The sequence below is a fragment of the Novosphingobium soli genome (assembly GCF_042432915.1).
Classification (GTDB): domain Bacteria; phylum Pseudomonadota; class Alphaproteobacteria; order Sphingomonadales; family Sphingomonadaceae; genus Novosphingobium; species Novosphingobium soli.
Map to the genome: position 1 here is coordinate 20822 of NZ_JBHLWK010000035.1, position 13839 is coordinate 34660.

Below are 13839 nucleotides of genomic sequence, written 5' to 3' on the forward strand. Positions count from 1 at the left end.
AATTCCCCAGTTTGAGGTGAGCGCCAATCCGCTCCGGGGTTAACCCCGGAGCGGATTGGCATCGATCTTCACGTACCGCTCAATGCGCCTGGGTTGTCCGGGAGAGTGCTGGGTGGTCAGGCTTGAGGAAATCGTCATGATCCATGATCTGCGGCGGCAGGGGCTGTCCGTGTCCGCTATCGCGCGCAAGACCGGTCTCGACCGCAAGACCGTGCGCAAGCATCTTGCCGGTGGCATCGCCCCGCCCGCCTACAAACCGCGGCCCGAGCGCCCCAGGCTGCTGGAGCCTTTCGAGCCCTACCTTCTGGAGCGGATCACCCAGTTTCCTGATTTGTCCGGCAAGCGGCTCCTGCGCGAGATTACCGCGATGGGCTTCACTGGCGGCTACACGTCGGTGACTGACTTTCTGCGCTCGTGCCGGCCTGAGCGGATCAAGCCGTTCGAGCGTCGCTTTGAAACGCCCGCGGGTAGGCAGGCTCAGGTCGACTTCGCCCAGTTCCGCGTCGAGTTCACCGATGATCCCGGGATTACCCGGATCGTCTGGTTGTTCTCAATGGTCCTGGGGCACAGCCGGTGGCTGTGGGGCCGCTTCTGTCCGACCCAGGACCTGCAGACCGTCATGCGCTGCCATATTGATGCCTTCGCCGCGATGGGCGGGGCACCGTCAGAGGTCCTGTACGATCGCATGAAGACGGCGGTCATCAACGAGGATGCCGACGGCGTGGTGATCTACAATCGCTCCTTGGTGGCGCTGCTGGACCACTACGGGGCACTGCCCCGGGCCTGCAGGCCATATCGCGCCAAGACCAAGGGCAAGATCGAGCGCCCGTTTCGCTATATCCGCCAGGACTTTTTCCTCGGCCGCAGCTTCGGCAACGCCGATGATCTCAATGCTCAGTTCCGCGAGTGGCTCGACACGGTCGCTAACGTCCGACTCCATGCAACGACGAGGCGGATCGTCTCCGAGCATTTCGGTGAAGAGCAGCCGGCGCTGACCGCACTGCCGGCAGCGGCCTACAACGCGGTGCTGACCGTCGAGCGCCGGGTCAGCCACGAGGGCATGGTCTCGGTCGGCGGCAATCTCTACTCGGTCCCGGACGTCACGCGCAAACGAGTGGTGGAGGTGCAAAACCATCCTCGCGAGATCCGGATCTTCGAGGATCGCAAGCTCATCGCTGTCCATCCAGTCCTCGACGGACGCAACCAACGCCGCGTCGATCCGGCCCACAGGCGCCTTGCTCCGGCTCGCACGACCACACCTGCCCAGCCTTCCGGCCGTGACATCGGACGGCGCTCGCTGGGCTTCTACGAGGCGGTAGGCCGGCGCCTGGCGGCGGGCGAGGTGCGGCCATGAGCGAGATCATCGACCGCATTCGCGCAAGCCTGGTAGGCTTGAAGATGCCGCGTGCCCTGGAGGCACTCGATCATACCATGCGCTGTCTCGAACGCGGCGAGATGACCGCAATCGAGGCCATCGACATCCTGCTGTCCCACGAGCACGGCAACCGGGAGAGCCGACGCTTCAGTGTCGGCGTCAAAACATCGCGCCTCGTGCCGATGAAGACGATCGACGAAGGGTGCTTAGTGATACGCCCGGAATAAGAATTTATTTATTCTGAATATTAGAAATATTCATATAATAAATTAGAAGATCTATATGGAATTCGCCGTAATCATAAATTAATGATATAGTCCTTGAAATAATCCGGAATAAATAACTCCATGAAGGCATTTTTATCTTCGGATTGGTGCTCAAATTTCTTTGATGGCATGAGTATGTTGAGTCCAATGAGGTGAGCGAGAGCCATTGCTGCTGTTTGGCGCGCCCTGTTTTTGCTCTGACCAAGTTCGATATAAGCCTCTGCTATTAGACTCATTCGATCCTGATCAACGCGCTTTGTTGTTTCCGCAGCAATGTCGGAAACTCGTGCCCATTCCCGCAGGGCCTGTTCAATAGGGCCGCCAGGGACGTCGGGACCTTTATTCAAAGCCAAGGTAAAGAAATATCGCAACCGATCACGCGGAGCATTAAAATCACGCTTGCCCGCCAAACCGATGGCGATGGTGGCGGAATTATACCAATATTTTAGTGTCTCAGAGAGTAGAGAATCTCTATCTTTGAAATGCCAATAGAAACTTCCTTTTGTTACTTTTAGTTCCCTTGCCAAGGATTCTATTTGAATAGCAGCTACGCCTACATCACCTATCTTACCTAAGGTATGTTTTAGCCATATATTCTTCGACAGCCTAGCCGTTTTTATAGATTCACTCCTATGTTCAGGCATGAATTCTCCTTCAATTGACTGAATAGTATCCGGAACACGGTCTAGCAGGTAACTTAATAGATGCCTCAAATCTGACCGTCCAGCTTGCCTGAGGCTCCTCTGGGAAACGGAGCCGCGTCGATAATGAGCAGGTGCTTCGCCTGCAACGCTGCAATATGATAGCCTTATCTTCCTCCTCTATCCACGTTCTCCGTTAAGCGGCTTCATTCCTGCTCCTATATGTGATAATGTCCTTTATCACATACTCTTCCCCTTCGGCGCGCCGCATGGTAGAAAGGTGGCCAATTTTCCAGAAAGGCGCACCATGAGCCTCAATGTCAAAGACCCCGAAGCGCACCGGCTTGCGCAGGCCATCGCCCAGGCGACCGGCCAGAGCATGACTCGCGTGGTGACGGAGGCGCTGCGCGAGCGTTTCGCCACGATCGAGCGTCAGAAGGGCAAGGCGAGCGTCGCGGAACTGCTAATGATCGCCGACCGCGCCGCCACCTATGTGAAACGCCCCTACGCCGATCATGCGGACCTACTCTACGACGAAAGCGGCCTGCCGGCATGATCCTCGACACGTCGGCCCTGGTCGCGATCCTGTATCGCGAACCCGAAGCGACGCGCTTTGCGCAAGCCATCCATGATGCCGATGCCTGCCGCATCAGCGTTGCCAGCTATGTCGAACTGTCCATGGTCATCGAAAGCCAGCTCGGTCCCGAAGGGATGCGCCAGGCCGAAGCCTTCTTTCGCCGCGCCGGCATCACGATCGAACCGGTTACGCTCGATCATGGCGAGCTGGCGCGACAGGCGTTTCTCGATTTCGGCAAAGGCCGGCACAAGGCGGGGCTGAACTTCGGCGATTGCTTTTCCTATGCGCTGGCCAAGGCGACCGGCGAGCCGCTATTGTTCAAGGGCAATGATTTTGCCCTGACGGACATAGAGGCGGCGGCATAATGCGCGCGGTGCATGACAAGATCGAAGGCCCCTTCGCCATTAAGGAGGACATCGCCCTTTATGGCATGGTCGCGGGTGACGCGACGCTGCATCGGGGCATCCGCTTCATTCTCCACGATACGATCGCGGGCAACCTGACGATCGAGACCGGCGCGCGCGCGATCGTCCACGGCACCGTTGCGGGCCGCATCTACAACGAGGGCGGCCGTGTCGAGATCTTCGGGATCGCCGATGCCGCCGCCCATGTCCGGGGCAGGCCATGACCGAGGACGATGACGACAGCTTTGCCGACAATCATGCCGAGCGCGCCCAGGCCAGGGCGCTGCGCGAGCAGGCACGCGCGGGCGGCTTGCGCTTCGAGGCGTATCTTACCGGCGACCAGGCCGACTGGCTGCTGGAGCGGATAGAGCGCGGCCTGTTTCATGATCCATCCGAGGCGGTGTTCGCGATCGTCCAGAATTTTCGCGAACTTGAGCCGCATCGCGATCTGCGCGATGCGCTGCTCGGCCGGATGCTGGACGCAGCCCGTGCCGATCTGGAACCAGGTCGTCCCATCGACGAAGTATTTGACGAGCTGCGCCGGGACATGGCGAAGCCGCGCCCTGAACCGGCGCGCTGGGAGAAGAGCGCGCGATGAACCAGGTCGCCCCCCTCCCCTCCCCTACGCTGGCATTGCCGGCGCTGATCGCGTCGGCCGATGATGCCACGCGGCTGCGCTTCCTTGAGTTCTTCGCCGTCACCATCCGCAACGCGCATACGCGCCGCGCCTATGCGCGCGCGGCCGGCGACTTCCTGGCCTGGGTAGCGGCGCGCGGGGTGACGTCGCTTGGGGCAGTGCAGCCGCTCCACGTCGGGGCGTGGATCGAGGCGCTGGGGGGCGAGATGAGCGCGCCCAGCGTCAAGCAGCAGCTCGCCGGCGTACGCCGCCTGTTCGACTGGCTGGTGATGGGCCAGGCCATGCCGGTGAACCCCGCCGCATCGGTGCGCGGACCGGCGCATAGTCAGCGGCGCGGCAAGACGCCGGTGCTGGCCCCCGAAGAAGCGCGGCGGCTGCTCGACACGATCGACATGACGCCAGCGGGATTGCGCGACCGCGCGCTGATCGGGCTGATGGTCTATTCGTTCGCGCGGATCGGCGCGGCGCTCTCCATGCGTGTCGAGGACGTGTTCATGCAGAATCGGCGGCTATGGGTTCGCCTGCACGAGAAGGGTGGCAAGCGCCATGAAATGCCCTGTCACCACAACCTTGAGGATTATCTGACCGCCTATATCGACGGCTGCGGCTTGCGCGGGCAGGCCAAGGGGCCGTTGTTCCGCACGATCGCGCGCGGCACCAAGCGACTAAGCGATACCCCCCTGCCCCAGGCCAATGCGTTCGCGATGGTGCGTCGGCGCGCGGCGGCGGCCGAGATCGGCACGGCGATCGGCAACCATTCGTTCCGCGCGACCGGGATCACCACCTATTTGAAGAACGGCGGCACGTTGGAGACGGCCGCGACGATGGCGAACCATAGTTCGACCCGCACCACCCAGCTCTATGATCGGCGGCCCGACGACGTGACCCTGGACGAGGTGGAGCGGGTGTTGATTTAGGCGGCCATAGCTGGCGCACATTCCCAGCGGCCACCATTCCAATGAAGCCCTACCCGCTCCGCGTTGCTGATCGCGGGCGGCTCGCCTTTGCGCCAGACGGCGCGCATCTTGCCCCGATCGTCCAGAGGGGCGTCGGCGCCGATCGCGCGCGCGGCCTGGATGAATTGCCCGTGCCGAACATATAGACCAGCGATCCGGCACGCATGGCGGCGAGGCGGGCCAGCGCCGCGTCGCAGCGGCCTAGAGCGGTTTGCGATCATACGGCAGCATAACCTGGGTTCGTCCCGGCAAAGGTACGTATCGCGACATATGATTTTCGATAACATATTGCTACATATAGGAAATACAGTCTTTTCTTCCCCCCAAAAATGGTTCGATTTTGGGACCTCAATTTAGGGGGAGGATTCCGTGGCTGTCGGTCAGCTTCGCGTCGGAGAAATCGTACTCGCCGAGCAGGTTAATGTGGAGGTCATCGCATCAGATGTTATCTGAATTACCCTAAGTGTAGCGGCTTGCAATGATGATCGCCCGGAACTGCAATAAAGGGCGGTTTCCGGCTCACATTGGGTGAGACGTTAGGGGCCGCCAGGCTCACATTGGGTGAGACGCAAATCACAATCGGTGCGACGGACGCGAGATGTTCGGCGATCGGCGCAGGATCGCGGAAACGCCATGATGTTGCGACTTCGTGGCCGTTTCGACCTGTGAGGTTACTAAGCCATGACAGACCGCAGGCATGTCCGCTCCGCACGACGCTTGCAATCACGCGGTGCTGCCTCCAGTCGAAGGCGACGTGCTCACGATAGCTGCATCGAAAGGACGGGTGCGAGATGACCGATGCCAACCGGATCGCTGCCGCCATTAACCTGCGGGTCCGCCAGCTTGAAGCGCAGGGAATCACCGGGATCGCGCTGGCCAATCATATGATCGGCCACATGCAGGATCTGCACGCCATCTACGCCACTGCAGGCGACCGGGCGTTAAGCGATTTGTGTGACCGCTTTCCCGGGTTTGAGCGTTATGCCAAAATCATGGAGGAGATGTCGGAATGGAACCAGGCCATGATGGCCTCCGGCAGCCATCCCCATGGCGATTTACCCGAGTTGCCGGAGCCAATGAAGGCAAAGCTCGTGCATGTGCTGCGCGCTGCCGCCGAACTGGAGCGCGAGGCCCAGGCAGCCGTCGATGGTCGCCCAGGCGACCTGGCGGAGCGATTGCCGGAGCTGGGACGGTGCTGGGCCGAGGACTGCGGGCGATTGGTATCCGAATTCAAATCCTCGGATTTGCCGCTCGGGTCCCAGGCTCTGGTGGAACAGGTGCTCAAGGCGACAGCAGAAAGAATTTGCAAGACGATGGAAAACCCGTAGCCCGGCCTGATCGTTGGAAACCGGTGCCGGGACCGCCAGGAAAACGAGCGGTTATCTCGCGGTTGTGCAATGCCGCCCCGGGCAGTCCGAAAACGACAAGAAAACCCGTTGTGAAAACCAGCGCTATCTTGCACCATGCCGGTAGTCTTTTCTGGCGGGGTACGCATTGCTCATCGGCTATATCCGGGTGTCCAAGTCGGACGGCACGCAAACGCTGGAGCCGCAGCGCGACGCGCTGTTCGCGGCCGGCATCGATCCATCGCGCATCTATGAGGATATGGCCTCGGGTCGGCATGATGCACGGCCGGGCCTTACCGCCTGCCTGAAGGCGCTCCAGCCAGGCAACACGCTCGTCATCTGGAAGCTCGACCGCCTCGGTCGCGATCTGCGTCACTTGGTGACGACAGCCGAGGATCTCCGGTCGCGTGGGATCGGGTTGAAGGTACTGGCCGGTGCCGGCGCGCAGATCGACACGACGTCCGCCAATGGCCGTCTCGCTTTTGGCATCTTCGCGGCGTTCGCCGAGTTCGAGCGCGAGCTGATCGCCGAGCGCACCCATGCCGGCCTTGCCGCGGCTCGCGCTCGCGGTCGCATGGGCGGTCGGCCCCGCAAGATGAACCGGGCGACGCTGACGATGGCGATGGCGGCAATGTCCGATCGGGGTGCCGTCGCGGCCGATGTCGCCAAGCGCCTCGGGATCACGACCACCACCCTCTATGTCTACGTCAACGGCGACGGCAGTCCCAAGGCGCCGGGACAGGCGTTGCTCGATGCTGTCCCGACCCGACAACTGCAAAGCCAGGCTGCGTGATGAGCGCGGGCGTCACGGTCCCCATCGAGGCGATCGTGACGCTCCGGCGTCGTTTGGCGGCGCTTCCGGCAAGGCATCCCGAGCGGCAGCCTCTGATGGCATCGACCGCCGAACTCTACGACATCAGCCGCGCCACGCTCTACCGGCTGTTGCGCGGCGAACGTCGCCCGAAGGACGCACACCGCGCCGATCGTGGCCTGTCGCGCACCATGCCTGCCGACGAGATCGAGTGGTGGTGCGAGGTCGTCGCGGCGATGAAGAGCCGCACGACCAACCGTCAGGGCCGTCGCCTCTCGACGAAGCGTATCCTCGAAATCGTCACCGAACACGGCGTCGAGACCCCCGATCGCGGTCTGGTGAAGCTGCCGCCAGGGCGCTTGGCGGCCTCGACGCTCAACCGCCACATGCAGCAACGTGGATACGACACCGAGCGTATGACGCGCGAGCCGGCCGCGGTGCGCTACCAGGCCGAACGCGCCAACATGCTCTGGCATTTCGACATGAGCCCGTCGGACCTCAAACAGTTGAAAGCCCCGACCTGGATCGATCCGGATCGGGGCGGCGCACCGACGCTGATGCTGTTCTCGGTGGTCGATGACCGGTCGGGCGTCGTCTATCAGGAATATGCGCTGGTTTACGGCGAGGATGCCGAGGCGGCGCTGCGCTTCCTGTTCCGGGCGATGGCGCCGAAGGAGGACAATCCGTTCGAAGGCATTCCGGAGAACATCCAGCTCGATGGCGGCCCGGTCGGCAAATCGAGCGTGTTCAAGCGGGTCATGGAATGTCTCGGGATCAGCGTCACCCCGCACATGCCGGCAGGGTCGGACGGACGCCGCACGACCGCGCGCGCCAAAGGCAAGGTCGAGCGACCGTTCCGCACCGTCAAGGAAGCGCACGAGACGCTGTACCACTTCCACGAACCCACCAGTGAGGAAGAGGCCAATCGCTGGCTGGCCCGCTACATCACCACCTACAACAGCGGCGATCACCGTCGTGAGCCGCATTCCCGGATCGACGACTGGCTCGGGCATCTGCCCGACGGCGGCATTCGCGCCATGTGCGGTTGGGAGCGCTATTGCGCGTTCGCGCGCGAACCCGAGCGCCGCAAGGTGGGCCTAGACTGCCGGCTGACCGTTGCCGGCGTCACCTATGAGGTCACACCCGAAGTGGCCGGCGAAACGGTCGTCGTCTGGTGGGGGCTGTTCGACCAGGAGCTATGGGTTGAATATGGCGACGAGCGGTACGGACCGTTCGATCCGGTCGGAGGGCCGGTGCCGCTGCATCGCTATCGCAAGCATCGCAAGAGCCGGCGCGGGGTCCGCGCGGATCGCGTCGATGCGCTGGCAACGAAAATCGGGATTCCCCGCTCGGTCCTGACGGGCGAGGACGACATCGTGGTGATCGGTCGCAAGCCTGCCGATGGGATCTCGCCTGTGCCGGCCCGGCCATTCGCCGATCCCGACCCGTTCGCCGAACTCACCTTCGCCACGCCGCTCAAGGCACGCTTCGCCATATCCGAGGAGTTGCGCCTGCCCCTGGGCGGGCTTTGCGAGGACGACCGCGCCTTCATCGATGCACTGCTCGCGCGCACCCTGTCCCGGCCCGAGGTGATGGATGAAATCCGCAGGCGATTCCCGCCCGGTCATAGACGGAGCGGCTGATGCAGACCGAGGTGATGCGCTATTACGGACTGGCCCGGCCTCCGGTCGATCTCGGCTTCTTCGAGACCGAGCATCACGCCCAGCTCACCCATGATTTGAAGACCGCGATCACGGGCGGACGCCTGATCGCGCTCACCGCCACCATCGGCTCGGGCAAGACCGTGCTGACGCGGCGACTGCGCGAGGAACTGGATCGCGAGGGGCGCGTGATCGTATCGCGCGCGCTCAGCCTGGAGAAGGCCAAGATATCCGTACCGCTGTTGGTCGCGGCCCTGTTCTACGACCTCTCGTCGGAGAAGACCGTCTCGATCCCCAGCCAGTCGGAACGGCGCGAACGCGATCTGCAGGAGCTGTTCCGCAAGGCCAAGCGACCGGTCGCATTATTCGTGGACGATGCACACGACCTCCATCCCAAAACGCTGACCGCGCTCAAGCGCCTCGTCGAGCTTGTCACCGAGGGCGGCGGTCAACTTGCCGTGATCCTCGTCGGCCATCCAAAGCTGCGCAACGACCTCAAGCGCCCGCTGATGGAGGAAATCGGCGATCGGACGACGGTGTTCGAGTTTGGCGGTCTGCGCGACCGGCAGCGCGACTATATCGACTGGGCGCTTCGTACCGCATTGTCGCCGGGGATTGAGCCCGATGCCGTGCTGACCGAGGATGCCGCGATCCTGCTCGCCGCCAAGCTCAAGACCCCGCTCCAGATCGGCCGCCATCTCGTCCGCGCGTTCGAGGCGGGGTTCGAGGCCAGCGTGAAACCGATCGACGCCGCGACCGTCGAGGGTGTGCTTTCACGCCAGATCGACGACCTCGAACCTCAGCTTACCCGCCACGGCTACGACAGAAGAGCCTGGCGGACCAGTTCGACGCCAAGCCGGCGGAAATCCGCCAATTGCTCCGGGGCGGGCTCGACCCGGCTCGTGCGCGCGAACTGACCGACGATATGCGGGCAGCAGGATTGCCGCTTTGACCGCCGTGTCCGCGATCCTGCGCCCATCGCCGAACATCTCACGTCCGTCGCACCGAATGTGATTTGCGTCTCAACAAACGTGCGTCTGCCGCGCCCTTCCGTCTCACCCAATGTGAGCCGGAAACCGCCCTTTATTGCAGTTCCGGGCGATCATCATTGCAAGCCGCTACACCTAAGTACGAACGGATGGCGAACACCGCTCAGGGGGCAGTGCGCCGGACGCCAGCGAGCGCCATTTCCCGATAAACGGTAGCACGGCCAAGGCCGAGCTGGCGCGCAGCATGGGTTGGCGACATTCCCGCCACGACCAGGTTGAGGGCGGCTTTCGCCTTTTCAGGGTCCAACGGCGGGCGGCCCGGTAACTTGCCCTTGACCCGCGCCGCGGCGATACCGTCCTTCGTCCGCTCGGCGATCAGCCGCCGCTCAAAATGCGCGATCGAGCCGAAGACGGGTCGTGCGGCTGAGCGGAACAGGAAAGTGTTATAAGGAACTGTTTGGCTCGATACAGCGATAGATGGTTGCCGGGTGGACGTTGAAGGTTCTCGCGATGGCGCTGATGGACTTGCCGTCGAGCACGAGCTGGCGGGCGAGCTCAGCCTGATCGGGTCGCATTTTCTTTGGGCGTCCGAAGGCCACGCCGCGCGCCCTCGCCGCCTTTCGCCCCTCGTCGGTTCGCTTCAGGATGAGGGACCGTTCGAACTGGGCGATGCCGGCGAACACGGTCATGATCATCACGCCGGAGGGCGATGTGGTGTCGGCCCAGGGTTCATCAAGCGATTGTAATCCAGCCTGCTTTTCCTTGATGCGTTCCGCAATGTGCAGGAGATCGATCGTGGATCGTGCCAGGCGGTCGAGGCGTGCGACCACCAGCACGTCGTCCTTGCGCAGGTGCGCCATCAGCCTTTCGAGCTCGGGGCGACCGCGCGCCGTCCCCGATATCTTCTCCTCGAACATCATTTCGCAACCGGCCTGCGAGAGCCGTCCGCGCTGGATGTCGAGGTTCTGGTCCTCGGTGGAAACGCGTGCGTAGCCCAGTTTCATGCGGCCGCTCCGAGTAGCGTGCGAAAGTTACTGCAAAAGGACTTTGTTTCGCACATATGTTTTGCGAAGAAATTGCCCTTGTTTCCTGGTGCCGCCCTCCGCCTTCGCAAAAGTTGAAAGTTTCGCACGGTATGCCGACCCGTCACCTTACTGACGCCCAGCGTCAGAGGTTTGCTCGCTTCGACGGCGAACCGTCGGCCGACCAGCTTGCGCGATATTTCCATCTGGACCAGACCGATCGCGACCTCATTGGAGCGCTGCGCGGCGACCATAATCGGCTTGGCTTTGCCGTAATGTTGACGAGCGTCCGATTTCTGGGCGCATTTCCCATTTCGGCCGCGGAGATCCCGGCGTCGGTGTTGGCGATCGTGATCGAGCAGCTGGACCTTGAGCCCACCACCGGCGTGCATGCGTATTTTCAGGGGAGCCGACGCATACGGCACCTCGCGCTTATCCGGACGCATTGCGGCTTCACGGACTTTGGCGACAACGCGGTGGCGCGTTTCCGGCTGACGCGGTGGCTCTACGCCCTGTGCTGGAGCGGTGATGATCGACCCGCCCCGTTGATCGATCGCGCGGCCGGCTGGCTGATCGCCAACAAGGTGCTGCTGCCGGGCGTCACGGTGCTCGAGCGCCTGGTCGGCAGAATCCGCGATCGTGCGCGCACCCGGCTTTGGCGGAATCTGGTCGCCTCTCTGAGCGATGACCAGCGCGCACGCATCGCCGCGCTGTTTGACGAAGGGGACACGTCGACGTTCGCCGCCCTGGACGCGCTGCGCACCATTCCCTCCAAGCGCATGCCGACCGAACTCTACCGCCACCTCGATCGGCTCGATGCGGTCCGCGCGTTCAATCTGCGGCCATCGCCGCCACGGGGCGTTCCCGCCACAAGCCTTGAGCGGCTCGCGCGGGTGGCGCGCGTTGGCAAGCCGTCGGCCATCGCCGTTCTTCAGGAGCCGCGTCGAACCGCGACCATAGCCGCGCTCTTTCATACGCTCGAAGCGGCCGCTCAGGACGATGCAGCCGAGCTGGCCGAGGCGCTGCTCGCGGACATGGTCAAGGGAGCCGAAGCCGCCGACAAGCAGGCCCGGCTGCGCAGCCTGCGCGATCTCGATGGCGCTGCGATGCTGCTTCATAGGGTGGGTCTGCTGGTATTGACCGACGACGCCTTGCCCCTTTCCGAATGGCGGGACACGCTCTTCGAGCAATTGCCCAGGCCCGATATCGAGGCGGCCATGGCTAAGGTGGAGGCAATCGCCAGGCCTGTTGACACAAAGCCCTACGACCAACTGCGCACGAAATGACGGAGCGCCCGACGACTGTTTCGCGAAGTCGTCACCCGCATCGAGACCGATGCCGCCCCGGGCGGCAAAGCCGTCAAGGCCGCGATAAGCTACCTCAAGGGCGTGGACGACTGGTCGTCGCTCGCCAGGATGCGCGGTGCACCGACCGCCGCGATCCCGAAGGCGTGGCGGCAACAGGTCCTGGATCATGACGGCAGGGTGCATGACCCGAAAGCCTATGTCTTCGCGATCATCGATGCGTGGCGTCTCGCGATCAAGCGTCGCGACGTGTTCGCCACGCCGGGCATCCGATACGGCGATCCCCGGCGCGGGATGCTCGAGGGCGAGAGCTGGCACACGTCCAGGTTGATGGTCGCACGCGCGCTGGGCCGATCCCTCGACGCCAATAGCGAGATCGACGGTCTCTCGCGCCTGCTCGACGAGGCATATCGCCATGTCGCCGCGCGCAGCGTCGACAATCCGGACCTGCGGTTCGAGACGGTCGCCGGCAAGACCGGGATCGTCGTCACGCCCCTAGATAAGCTCCATGAACCCGAGAGCCTGCGTGCGCTTCGCGCCGCCATCCAGACCCGCATGCCGAAAGCGGGCATGCCGGACATCTTTCTTGAAGTCATGGCGCGAACCGGATTTGCCAAATCCTTTAGCCATCTGAGCGAGCGTCAGGCCACCGTCGAGCATTTCGAAACAAGCCTGTGCGCGGTCCTGGTCGGCGGTGCCTGCAACATCGGCCTTGAGCCGGTGGTCCGCCCGGAATTTGCGGCGCTGCGGCGCGACCGGCTTTCCTGGGTCAGTCAGAATTTCATTCGCCCCGAAACCATCGCCGCGGCGAACGCCGCGATCGTTGCCGCGCACAGTCGTCTGGATATCGTCCGTCACTGGGGCGCCGGCGAGGTGGCCAGCGCCGACGGCATGCGTTTCGTCGCTCCATCGAGCGCCATACACGCCGGTCCCAACCCCAAATATTACGGCCAGGAGCGCGGCGTCACCTGGTACAACATGATCTCCGATCAGTTCAGCGGTCTGGCCGGCGCGGTCATCCCCGGCACCTTGCGCGACAGCCTGGTCGTCCTGGCGCTCCTGTTGGAGCAGGAGACCGAACTCGAACCGCTGGAAATTATGACCGACACCGCCGCCTATTCCGACGCCATTTTCGGCCTGTTCTGGCTCCTGGGTTACCGTTTCAGTCCGCGTCTGGCGGACATCGGCGGCGCGAAGCTCTGGCGGATCGACCGCCAGGCGACTTACGGACAATTCGATGCGCTCGCCTGGGGCAGGATCAACATCGCTCTGATCCGGGAAAACTGGCCGGACCTGATCCGCCTGGCCGGATCGCTCAAGCTTGGTCACCTCAAGGCCGCAGGCGTCATGCGCATGCTGCAGGTCAAAGACCGCCCGACGACGCTGGCCAAGGCCCTGTCCGAACTCGGGCGCATCATCAAGACGCTGCACATCCTGCGCTACATCGACGACCGACCATTCCGGCGTCGGATATTGTTTCAGCTCAACCGGCAGGAGTTGCGCCACAAGCTCGGGCGGCGCGTCCATCACGGCGACCGCGGCGAAATCAGAAGCCCTCTGCGCCAAGGCCAAGGTGAGCAGCTTGGCGTCCTCGGTCTCGCCCTCAACGCCATCGTCCACTGGAACGCCGTCTACATGCAGGAAGCCGTGCGCCAACTCGGGGATGCAGGGACACCCGCGTTGCCCGCCGATATCGCCCGACTTTCGCCGATATCCTGGCGTCACATCAATTTCCTCGGGCGCTACGACTTCTCCGTGCCCGACGCCGTCGCCAACGGCGGTCTCAGGCCGCTACGCAAACCTAATTCCGAATGGGACTTTTGAAAAGAAATATCGACCCTTACGACACT

Annotated in this window: 13 protein-coding genes and 3 pseudogenes; 12 read left to right on the forward strand and 4 right to left on the reverse strand. The window is 63.0% G+C overall.

Annotated elements, in window-relative coordinates:
* Positions 1-112: 112 nt before the first annotated feature.
* A complete protein-coding gene (istA, locus tag ACFFJC_RS20060) occupies positions 113-1354 on the forward strand; it encodes an IS21 family transposase (protein ID WP_379489145.1) in 1242 nt (413 codons plus the stop codon).
* Entirely contained in the window at positions 1351-1602 is a 252-nt protein-coding gene (locus tag ACFFJC_RS20065) for a P-loop NTPase family protein (RefSeq protein ID WP_379489146.1), read from the forward strand. The genes istA and ACFFJC_RS20065 overlap by 4 nt, the downstream gene beginning before the upstream one ends.
* Positions 1603-1673: 71 nt before the next feature.
* Here the strand turns inward: ACFFJC_RS20065 and ACFFJC_RS20070 are convergent, their stop codons facing one another.
* Complete coding sequence (locus ACFFJC_RS20070) at positions 1674-2285, reverse strand: TetR/AcrR family transcriptional regulator (protein ID WP_169576811.1); 612 nt, start codon at positions 2283-2285, stop codon at positions 1674-1676.
* A 304-nt stretch (positions 2286-2589) separates the two neighbouring features.
* Between ACFFJC_RS20070 and ACFFJC_RS20075 the strand changes: the two genes are divergently transcribed.
* From ACFFJC_RS20075 to ACFFJC_RS20095, 5 genes are read left to right on the forward strand one after another with little or no spacing between them, the layout of a single operon-like run.
* Entirely contained in the window at positions 2590-2838 is a 249-nt protein-coding gene (locus tag ACFFJC_RS20075) for a type II toxin-antitoxin system VapB family antitoxin (RefSeq protein ID WP_379489147.1), read from the forward strand.
* Positions 2835-3224 (forward strand): type II toxin-antitoxin system VapC family toxin, encoded by a 390-nt coding sequence (locus ACFFJC_RS20080; RefSeq protein WP_119749893.1) that lies wholly within the window; start codon positions 2835-2837, stop codon positions 3222-3224. The genes ACFFJC_RS20075 and ACFFJC_RS20080 overlap by 4 nt, the downstream gene beginning before the upstream one ends.
* Complete coding sequence (locus tag ACFFJC_RS20085; RefSeq protein ID WP_379489148.1) at positions 3224-3487, forward strand: hypothetical protein; 264 nt, start codon at positions 3224-3226, stop codon at positions 3485-3487. Before ACFFJC_RS20080 ends, ACFFJC_RS20085 begins: the two co-directional genes overlap by 1 nt.
* The gene (locus ACFFJC_RS20090) at positions 3484-3861 is read left to right on the forward strand and encodes a CopG family transcriptional regulator (protein WP_119749889.1); all 378 of its coding nucleotides are present in this window, start codon (positions 3484-3486) and stop codon (positions 3859-3861) included. The genes ACFFJC_RS20085 and ACFFJC_RS20090 overlap by 4 nt, the downstream gene beginning before the upstream one ends.
* On the forward strand, positions 3858-4817 hold the full coding sequence (locus ACFFJC_RS20095; protein WP_379489149.1) for a tyrosine-type recombinase/integrase: 960 nt from the start codon (positions 3858-3860) through the stop codon (positions 4815-4817). The genes ACFFJC_RS20090 and ACFFJC_RS20095 overlap by 4 nt, the downstream gene beginning before the upstream one ends.
* Here ACFFJC_RS20095 and ACFFJC_RS20100 read toward each other — a convergent pair.
* A pseudogene (locus ACFFJC_RS20100) lies at positions 4814-5067 on the reverse strand (histidine phosphatase family protein); the annotation flags it as partial. The gene ACFFJC_RS20095 and the pseudogene ACFFJC_RS20100 sit on opposite strands and share 4 nt — an antisense overlap.
* A 580-nt stretch (positions 5068-5647) precedes the next feature.
* Here ACFFJC_RS20100 and ACFFJC_RS20105 point away from each other — a divergent pair.
* The 4 genes from ACFFJC_RS20105 to ACFFJC_RS20120 all read left to right on the forward strand — a co-directional run bounded on the left by ACFFJC_RS20105 (position 5648) and on the right by ACFFJC_RS20120 (position 9591).
* Positions 5648-6184: a hypothetical protein gene (locus ACFFJC_RS20105; RefSeq protein ID WP_379489150.1), complete on the forward strand. Its 537-nt coding sequence runs from the start codon at positions 5648-5650 to the stop codon at positions 6182-6184.
* Positions 6185-6350: 166 nt separating this feature from the next.
* Positions 6351-6995: a recombinase family protein gene (locus ACFFJC_RS20110; RefSeq protein WP_379489151.1), complete on the forward strand. Its 645-nt coding sequence runs from the start codon at positions 6351-6353 to the stop codon at positions 6993-6995.
* On the forward strand, positions 6995-8656 hold the full coding sequence (locus ACFFJC_RS20115; protein WP_379489152.1) for an IS481 family transposase: 1662 nt from the start codon (positions 6995-6997) through the stop codon (positions 8654-8656). The genes ACFFJC_RS20110 and ACFFJC_RS20115 overlap by 1 nt, the downstream gene beginning before the upstream one ends.
* Positions 8656-9591 carry an ExeA family protein gene (locus ACFFJC_RS20120; protein ID WP_379489153.1) on the forward strand — a complete coding sequence of 312 codons (936 nt, stop codon included), beginning with the start codon at positions 8656-8658 and terminating at the stop codon, positions 9589-9591. The genes ACFFJC_RS20115 and ACFFJC_RS20120 overlap by 1 nt, the downstream gene beginning before the upstream one ends.
* Positions 9592-9826: 235 nt before the next feature.
* Here the strand turns inward: ACFFJC_RS20120 and ACFFJC_RS20125 are convergent.
* Both ACFFJC_RS20125 and ACFFJC_RS20130 read right to left on the reverse strand, forming a co-directional pair.
* Positions 9827-10075, reverse strand: a pseudogene (locus tag ACFFJC_RS20125) (recombinase family protein); the annotation flags it as partial.
* A gap of 31 nt (positions 10076-10106) precedes the next feature.
* A complete protein-coding gene (locus ACFFJC_RS20130) occupies positions 10107-10667 on the reverse strand; it encodes a recombinase family protein (RefSeq protein WP_379489154.1) in 561 nt (186 codons plus the stop codon).
* 131 nt (positions 10668-10798) lie between these two features.
* On the opposite strand from ACFFJC_RS20130, the pseudogene ACFFJC_RS20135 reads away from it, so the two are divergent.
* Positions 10799-13813, forward strand: a pseudogene (locus ACFFJC_RS20135) (Tn3 family transposase).
* Positions 13814-13839: the final 26 nt, after the last annotated feature.